Genomic DNA, 7,133 nt, shown 5'->3' with positions numbered 1-7,133 from the left:
CAGACACCTCTCCTATTTTATGAAATAGTTGATTTCCCATTTTCTCATACCACCCTCTCACCACAGTCTCATACATCAAATAATTCTTTATAAATAAGGTATTCCCTTCAATTTCTCATGAGAAATTCCTATAATATTATCACACTTCCCATACAAAGTAGACAATAAAAAAAGGCTACCCCTTATTTGAAAAGGATAGCCAAGCTTTATATTATATGGTAAAATATCATTCAGTTAAAAGGTTATATCATACTCAACCTACTGCTAATAGGTTTTGAGTATTTATCTTTTTTATATCTTTAAATACTTTTTCTTTTGTCTATTTAGATGTGTATGGTTTATAGCCTATTAAGGTTGTATTCCTGATAAGTAACTTTGCCCAAAGTATGCTTATCTTGATACTCATTCTGATAGACTATTTTTTTGCCCTCTAAACCAAGCTCTTTTATAAGTTCCTCAGCCTGATCTCCTGCAATCTCTAAAGGCTTGTCCAGTCCCTTAGAACACTGATACATTTTCTTTCCCACTAATCTCTCATCAGCATCTGCTTTAGTCATGTACTTTACTATATATGCTCCTACATTATCTACATGGTCAATTTTCTCAAGCTTTACTGAACCACCTTTACCCTTATTGGCTTTTCTCCAAAGCTCTATAATGTCTTTATAGTTAGGGTATTTAGGAAGTCCATTGCAGATCATGTGATAATGTACAGCTCCTCTTTCCTGGAACTCAATTACTGTAAGATATTGTAGTGAGGATAATCCTTTTTTCTTTAAATAGTAATTTAAGCTTTTTATGAATTTCTTGAAATATGTATTTGCTTCTTCTAAATCCTGTACATTGTCATGAAAAGTAAATGTTATAAACTTACTTTCCTTACCACTAAAATTACTGAGTGCAAGCCTTCTAATATTGTTCCTTGCCCTGATGTTACTCTTTGCTCTGCTCTCTAACTTGGTGTCTTGTACAGGAACATCATTTATTTCTCCTGTATCCTTGTCTACAAAGTCCTCAATGTTTAAGAATTTGGCTCCTGAACCTTTTCCTTTACTAGCCTTAAAGCCTGCTACCCTTGACTCTTGGTATCTATACACCTCTATGACATTTCCAGACTTGTAGACTTTGGTGTTATAGACAATTGTCAAATCACCTAAGCCTCCTCCCCCAAAAGCAAGAATTACTCAGCTTTTTCTAGAGCTTTCTCTTTCTTTATTTGATTTAAAATGTACACCTTAACTGCCTTCTCAACAAACTCTGTTCTGCTCATTTTTTTCATGGCTGCCATCTTATCTACAGCATTTAATAGTTTTGGTTCAAACCTTAATCCTACTTGTTTCTTTAGGCTTTGTCCTCCCATTAGTAAACCTCCTTTGTATAACAGCAATAATCAGTTTCTATTAAATATAGCATAGTTTAGTAGAGTTGGTCAAATTTTCATAGTTTACCAAGTTCAAAATTTAGGAATAGATTTATTTTTCTAGAGAGTTGAGGTATCCTAGGCAGGGTAGACCCCCATGCATGCCATCAGACTGTTCAGATTGCTTTCTAAGCAATAGCAATAACTAAAGCCATACCAAAACTAATAGACTTTAAAGAGAAGCTTAAAACAGAATATAAAAGACATTCAAAGCATTGACATGAATAGTCTCAAAATCAAATGATAAATAGACTAAACAAAATGATGCATAAAGTATTGGACAAATCAATGTAATAACAATGGATTAAAAGTCTTATTAACTTGTCTCAAATGTTTTATGCAATCAGTCCAGTAATAAAAAGGGAAACAGAATAACAATGCTTTAGTGCTTTAAATCAGTAACTTACTTTTATTTACAAAACATCTAAAACCATTGAGAGAGTAAGGGTTAAGCCCTCTACTTTAATTTTTATTTTTGCCTTTAGTGTGAATACAATTAAATATAAAAGAAGAAAGGCATATTCACACTGTTCTAAACTCTACAATTTGTACTGGTGTTACCCTCTTACAGTAGCCCAAGTTATCCTCCTAGACTACTGTATTAACACAGATACCCTCAGCAGACAAATGCCCTGACTGTCTGCAATCTGCATACCTCTCTGTAAGCTCTCACAGTCCTCTCACAGCTTTTCCATGCTTCCTATATACAAATAGATCAGGAAGGGTTTTTCCTACTGATTTCCCAAGCCTGTGAGCCTCATGAGATACTGTTATTACAAGCTTCTTACTATTCATTTCTTATGATATACCATGAATTATTCAAGCATAGGAAGGAAGCTCTGGTTAGTATGTTTGTTGGATATTTGCTGATATTAAAAAATTAATAATGATATTGCTTGTATTTCATATACCCCATGGAGTTTAATAGATGAACAGATAATTAAATACATAAGGAGTGTAGTCAATGAAAATCCAAGAAGCAAGAAAACTAAGTGATGCAAAAGCAATAGCCCATGAAATGTATGAACAATATAACAAAGAAGTCACAGTAGCAGTCTTTTCAAAATGTTATGGAGACAGAGGAGGCTTTAAAGGATTTCACATTGTTCCTGACCCTAGTTCTGATACTTTCTATGACTTTAAATTTCCTTTCCTTTTAGAAAGCTATTCATTTAAGTTGCCTGCTGAAACAGAATGAAAAAGGGAGTGCCTAGCACTCTCAGTTATACTTAGACTCCATTTCTTTTTTAACAAGCTCCAAGAAGAACTCCCACTGAATGCCCTGATCCTTTACTCTTTGTTCAATTCTTTGCATTAATGGCACATCTTTTTCCTCATAATGCATCACATAAAGATAAGCCCATCTTTCTAACTTCTCAATATCCAAAACAAAAGCACCTCCAGTTATAAGTAAATTAATTTTAACAAAAAAAAGGCTAAGGACAGCAATTAAGCCACCCTTAGCATTGAATAGAGTATTTATTTATAGAGAGTCATTACCTGATACATATATCTTTAATATATTGTTAAATTCTACAACACTTATATGTATTTAGATTATTGTTGCCTGAGCTTTAGCTCAGTATGTTTTTGATACAATAGGTCTGTACAACAGACAGACTTATCCTTAAATCATTTCATGATTTCAACATCTTTATATATCTTTAATAACTTTTATTTACTGTATTTCTTAACAGTTTTATAACAGTTATTCTCATATATATGTGCAATCAAAAAGCCCTAATTAAAGTAAAATGAATGTTACAGTTGTGTTACATTTTATGAACCTTACTCTCCCAAGGGTTTCAGTAGTTTTGTAATTACTTCCAATACTTTAAATCTCAGCAGACATTTTAGCAGCCATGCATCACCATGATACAAGGCATCAACTAAAGCATCATTCTGATACAACACTATCTTTATAGTCTACTCTATACTTATCAGTATCTACCTCAATCAAGACTAAACTAGCTCCCTCAGGCACTACAATATCTTTAGCAAAGCTTGGAGCAGGGATTACCTTTCCATCATCCTCCATCACAGTTAACATTAAGGCTAAGACATCCTCAGCCATCTCAATAGCCTCTTTTAAATCATCTCCTTGAGTAAAACAATTCTCAAGATCAGGAAAGGCTACAATAAAGCCAATCTCTCCCTCTGTAGTTTCTTTATTCATCACAGAATAAAATTTATGTATTGCCATCAAGGTCAACTCCTTTCAAACCTACAGCTATTGTACCTTAAAAAATAAAAAAAAGAGTCAAAGCACCAAGCTTAAACTCCCTTATACCTCTTATTTAATTCCAAAGATAACATCCAATGTTTCTGGTTCATCCTTTAACATCTCCATAAAGACCTTATAAGCCTCCATAGACTCTCTGCTTGCTTGTTTCCCAAAACCTTTAATTACACCTCTGATGTTAGTTAAGGAAAGGTTTCTAGCTACTGTCTTTTTAATTTGAGAAATAGAAAGACCTTTAACATAATAATGATACAAGATTGTACCTATTTTAAATCCAGTCTTAATCCTAAGTAATTTATATCCTTTAGGACTAATTGGTGTTGCTTTTTCTCCTGACACTTTCCACTCATTAAAGTTATAAATAACACTCATTATGTACCTCCTATAAAATTACCTCTACAACTATAGTTAGAGAACTAAAATCAAATGTGACAAAAAAAGAGGACAGCCCTTTCTTTAGGAAAGAGTTGTCCTTAGTAATTCTTATTAAATTGATTTTTTAATTCTTCTATATCTTTGAGTAAACTCACAACATCATTTTTAAATGCCATAAGAAATTGCAAGCTATTCCTATTCATTACATATGGATAGTCTGAACATTGCTGAGTTGCAATAGGCAATAATGTATCTGCTGAAAACAACAACTCCTCAGCCTTGTCATGAATATCAACATATTTTTTCACATCAACATTTTTACCCTCATTAAAATCCTTTTCAATCCTGGCAAACCTACCCTTTAACATCTGTAATGAATAATTTAATCTCTCTGTATATGTCATTTCTCTCATATATATCTCCTTTATAAATAAAAATAGACTGGACATCATGCCCAGTCTTTACTCTTTACTGTACTGCCTTATTTAGCTTCTCAATGGCTCTATCAGCAGATTGAAAAGTTTTCTTAGCAATATCTACTTGCTCCTTAGCAACTAAAGAATAATGTGCCTTCCTGCTGTTTCTTACATATACACTTTGAGCCTCATTCTTAATTTGCTCAATTAGTTGAACTAACTTCTTAGCTTCTTGCTTTTCTTTAATTTGTTCATTGTTAGAGAAAGTTGCTTTTACATAAGGCACTCCAATTTCATGAGGCTTCTCAACAACCTTATTAATGTTCTTAATAATTTCATCAGCAAACTTCTCAGGATCTTCCCTTACTTCTGCATAAAAGTCATTTAACTCCTCTTTCTTTTGATCTTTCTTTTTAAATTGTTCTCCAAAATAATTACTCATTGCTTGTACTGGTGTGTTAAATTCCATAATTAATACATCTCCTCATCTAATTTATTTGCCATTCTATTAAGCCATTGATTAAAATCATCATCTGGCATATATTTTTCTTTATCTTTTTTAATAGTTTCTTTATCAGGTAAAGTGGGCTTTGAAACTGGCCTAGGATTCACTAAGCCATCAATAAAGATTTCCTTTGTATCATCTTCAAGTCCCATTTTAAGCTCCTTGTTTAAATTTGATACATACTTTTCAGCTTCTTCTCTTGCCATTGGCTTCCTTTGTTCCAAAGTTCCTGACATTTTTTTATATTCATAATCACTTACAGGCAAATCTCTCTCATTCTTGATCTGCTCTAATTTCATAATTAAAGACAATTGATTAAGCAAATCAGTATAAGAATGTTGATTGTATAAACTCATAAACAATGCACCCATATACATAAGCCTGTACTGATCTAAAGGACTGTTCAAATCAATCTCTAAAGCTCTATCTGTTGCCCCTTTTGTTGCTTCATTTTGGCTATATAAAACATCAATAGAAAGAAGGTCTTTGAACATCTTCTTTTCATTAATAAAATCCAAATTAGTTTCTTGCAGCCATCCTCTAAAAGAGAATCCTTTGATCTGCATAATTCTTTTCACTTGGTCAGGAGTAACATTGAAAAGCTCAGCAAATAGCACTAAATCTTTGGAGCTTTTTGGGTTAGTACCAAGTTTAATAACATTGTCTACAAATGAGGAAAGAATGTCCTCAGATAAATCAGAATCAGTAGACACCTGAGCAAACTCCTCAAGACACTGATTAAAGAAAGCATTGTCATTGGAGATTTTATTCCTCAATGTTCTTGAGGAAATACCAACTGCCTTAGCAAACTCCTCTTGACTGGCTGAATAGTTCACCTTAACATCTGCCCAAGCTCTCAAAAGCTCTTTATCATCTCTCAAGTTGTAGCCATTCTCCATAAGATAATGTTTAATATCAATCATTGCTGTCACCCAGCTTCTTTAAATCCTCAATACCTTTATTTTTTAAAAAATCATCAATTGCTAATTTCAATACTTTGCCTCTGCTCAATCCAGTTAAGGACTTTACAGTATCAGTAATCCTTAATGTCTCAAGAGGTAAATAGATACAAACTCTTTTAGTATTCATTTACATCCTCCTTGTTTTTTCTTTATCTATGTAATTTGTTTTTGATTGTAATTTTGAAAAATAAAAAGGCATTAGCATTGAATTGGCAATATTACATTTTAAGAGGAAAACTGCTAATGCCTCTCTTGTCTATATGTATAACTAAGGCATACAGCTTTAAAGTAACAAGACATAACTTTCACACAAAAATAGACATAACTTCTTTTTCTTTACTCCCTTGACACTGAGCCTCAAGATTTTACTGTTTCTTTGTCAGCACCATCAGCCATGTAAAAAGAACACTGGCTGACTAGCCCAGTTAGGCTAACAGTAAAATCCTCAGTGTAAAGGGAACAGAAAAACAAGTTAGCCATATATAGTTCCTGAGCAAACAAAAAAAGAAGCAAGGCATTCTGCCTCACTTCTCAGTCATATCTCATATATTTCCCACTGCTCTCACTTTCCCAAGAGCCTTGAGAAAAAGCCTTTCTTCTTAGGCTCAGGCTCATTCTTAACCTCTAGAGCTATGGCAGTTTGTTTTTTTACTTCTAACAATTCTCTCATGACTTCCATAAGATTCTCATCTCTTTTTCTCTGCCATTCTTTTGAGCTTTTTACCTCTTCCAACACCTGCTTATTTATCTCACTTTGCTCATGATTTACTTTGATCTGCTCATCTAATTTCTCATGGAGGCTTTCTATTTGAGATTGCTGTTGTACCAACACTTCCCTAAGATCAACTCTCACCATTTTCTCAGACTCATCAGGAACAGTAATAGTCATTGGAACACCATTAGAAGCCAAATGGCTGTCTACTTCTTCTGTAACTTTTCCATCATCATATAGACTCTTTATTATCTTTAGTGTCTCTAAACTTTCCTCAGCCACTAAAACACTTTTACCTTGTTTCTTTGTACTAAGATGATGTCCATGCTTACTTATGTATCTTCTAACAGTCTGATGAGGGATTTTTATAAGTTCAGACACCTCTCCTATTTTATGAAATAGTTGATTTCCCATTTTCTCATACCACCCTCTCACCACAGTCTCATACATCAAATAATTCTTTATAAATAAGGTATTCCCTTCAATTTCTCATGAGAAATT

At 33.2% G+C, this 7,133-nt stretch carries 11 protein-coding genes; 1 reads left to right on the top strand and 10 read right to left on the bottom strand.

All coding sequences use genetic code 11. The annotated features are described in order from the left end of the window. Positions 1–338: 338 nt before the first annotated feature. Positions 339–1,148 (bottom strand): rolling circle replication-associated protein, encoded by an 810-nt coding sequence (locus tag ACH6EI_RS27640; protein ID WP_049794026.1) that lies wholly within the window; start codon positions 1,146–1,148, stop codon positions 339–341. Between the two features lie 32 nt (positions 1,149–1,180). Next, positions 1,181–1,360 (bottom strand): hypothetical protein, encoded by a 180-nt coding sequence (locus ACH6EI_RS27635; RefSeq protein ID WP_049794027.1) that lies wholly within the window; start codon positions 1,358–1,360, stop codon positions 1,181–1,183. 1,024 nt (positions 1,361–2,384) lie between these two features. On the opposite strand from ACH6EI_RS27635, the gene ACH6EI_RS27630 reads away from it, so the two are divergent. Beyond that, entirely contained in the window at positions 2,385–2,618 is a 234-nt protein-coding gene (locus ACH6EI_RS27630) for a hypothetical protein (RefSeq protein ID WP_014462157.1), read from the top strand. A gap of 21 nt (positions 2,619–2,639) precedes the next feature. Here ACH6EI_RS27630 and ACH6EI_RS27625 read toward each other — a convergent pair whose 3' ends face one another. The 8 genes from ACH6EI_RS27625 to ACH6EI_RS27590 all read right to left on the bottom strand — a co-directional run bounded on the left by ACH6EI_RS27625 (position 2,640) and on the right by ACH6EI_RS27590 (position 7,046). Then, complete coding sequence (locus ACH6EI_RS27625) at positions 2,640–2,807, bottom strand: hypothetical protein (RefSeq protein WP_014462158.1); 168 nt, start codon at positions 2,805–2,807, stop codon at positions 2,640–2,642. A gap of 510 nt (positions 2,808–3,317) precedes the next feature. Beyond that, positions 3,318–3,623: a type II toxin-antitoxin system HicB family antitoxin gene (locus tag ACH6EI_RS27620; protein WP_014462160.1), complete on the bottom strand. Its 306-nt coding sequence runs from the start codon at positions 3,621–3,623 to the stop codon at positions 3,318–3,320. A 90-nt stretch (positions 3,624–3,713) separates the two neighbouring features. After that, entirely contained in the window at positions 3,714–4,034 is a 321-nt protein-coding gene (locus ACH6EI_RS27615; protein ID WP_014462161.1) for a hypothetical protein, read from the bottom strand. A 101-nt stretch (positions 4,035–4,135) separates the two neighbouring features. Then, positions 4,136–4,450 carry a hypothetical protein gene (locus ACH6EI_RS27610; protein ID WP_014462162.1) on the bottom strand — a complete coding sequence of 105 codons (315 nt, stop codon included), beginning with the start codon at positions 4,448–4,450 and terminating at the stop codon, positions 4,136–4,138. 55 nt (positions 4,451–4,505) lie between these two features. Continuing rightward, positions 4,506–4,922: a hypothetical protein gene (locus tag ACH6EI_RS27605; protein WP_014462163.1), complete on the bottom strand. Its 417-nt coding sequence runs from the start codon at positions 4,920–4,922 to the stop codon at positions 4,506–4,508. Between the two features lie 2 nt (positions 4,923–4,924). Continuing rightward, positions 4,925–5,881, bottom strand: a complete 957-nt coding sequence (locus ACH6EI_RS27600; RefSeq protein ID WP_042992663.1) for a hypothetical protein — start codon at positions 5,879–5,881, stop codon at positions 4,925–4,927. Further along, positions 5,874–6,047 carry a hypothetical protein gene (locus tag ACH6EI_RS27595; RefSeq protein WP_014462165.1) on the bottom strand — a complete coding sequence of 58 codons (174 nt, stop codon included), beginning with the start codon at positions 6,045–6,047 and terminating at the stop codon, positions 5,874–5,876. Before ACH6EI_RS27595 ends, ACH6EI_RS27600 begins: the two co-directional genes overlap by 8 nt. A gap of 435 nt (positions 6,048–6,482) precedes the next feature. Next, positions 6,483–7,046 (bottom strand): hypothetical protein, encoded by a 564-nt coding sequence (locus ACH6EI_RS27590; RefSeq protein WP_049794025.1) that lies wholly within the window; start codon positions 7,044–7,046, stop codon positions 6,483–6,485. Positions 7,047–7,133: the final 87 nt, after the last annotated feature.

Origin of the sequence: Priestia sp. JSM ZJ58, assembly GCF_044383985.1 — a bacterium.
Lineage (GTDB): Bacteria > Bacillota > Bacilli > Bacillales > Bacillaceae_H > Priestia > Priestia zanthoxyli.
Note: the sequence above shows the minus strand (reverse complement) of the source record. Positions and strands in the feature narration are given on the sequence as shown.

Excerpts from the sequence above, each read along its gene's own strand:
- ACH6EI_RS27615 (WP_014462161.1), bottom strand. The coding sequence starts at position 4,034 with ATGAGTGTTATTTATAACTTTAATGAGTGGAAAGTGTCAGGAGAAAAA.
- ACH6EI_RS27600 (WP_042992663.1), bottom strand. The coding sequence starts at position 5,881 with ATGATTGATATTAAACATTATCTTATGGAGAATGGCTACAACTTGAGA.
- ACH6EI_RS27630 (WP_014462157.1), top strand. The coding sequence starts at position 2,385 with ATGAAAATCCAAGAAGCAAGAAAACTAAGTGATGCAAAAGCAATAGCC.
- ACH6EI_RS27595 (WP_014462165.1), bottom strand. The coding sequence starts at position 6,047 with ATGAATACTAAAAGAGTTTGTATCTATTTACCTCTTGAGACATTAAGG.
- ACH6EI_RS27590 (WP_049794025.1), bottom strand. The coding sequence starts at position 7,046 with ATGGGAAATCAACTATTTCATAAAATAGGAGAGGTGTCTGAACTTATA.
- ACH6EI_RS27605 (WP_014462163.1), bottom strand. The coding sequence starts at position 4,922 with ATGGAATTTAACACACCAGTACAAGCAATGAGTAATTATTTTGGAGAA.
- ACH6EI_RS27610 (WP_014462162.1), bottom strand. The coding sequence starts at position 4,450 with ATGAGAGAAATGACATATACAGAGAGATTAAATTATTCATTACAGATG.
- ACH6EI_RS27620 (WP_014462160.1), bottom strand. The coding sequence starts at position 3,623 with ATGGCAATACATAAATTTTATTCTGTGATGAATAAAGAAACTACAGAG.
- ACH6EI_RS27635 (WP_049794027.1), bottom strand. The coding sequence starts at position 1,360 with ATGGGAGGACAAAGCCTAAAGAAACAAGTAGGATTAAGGTTTGAACCA.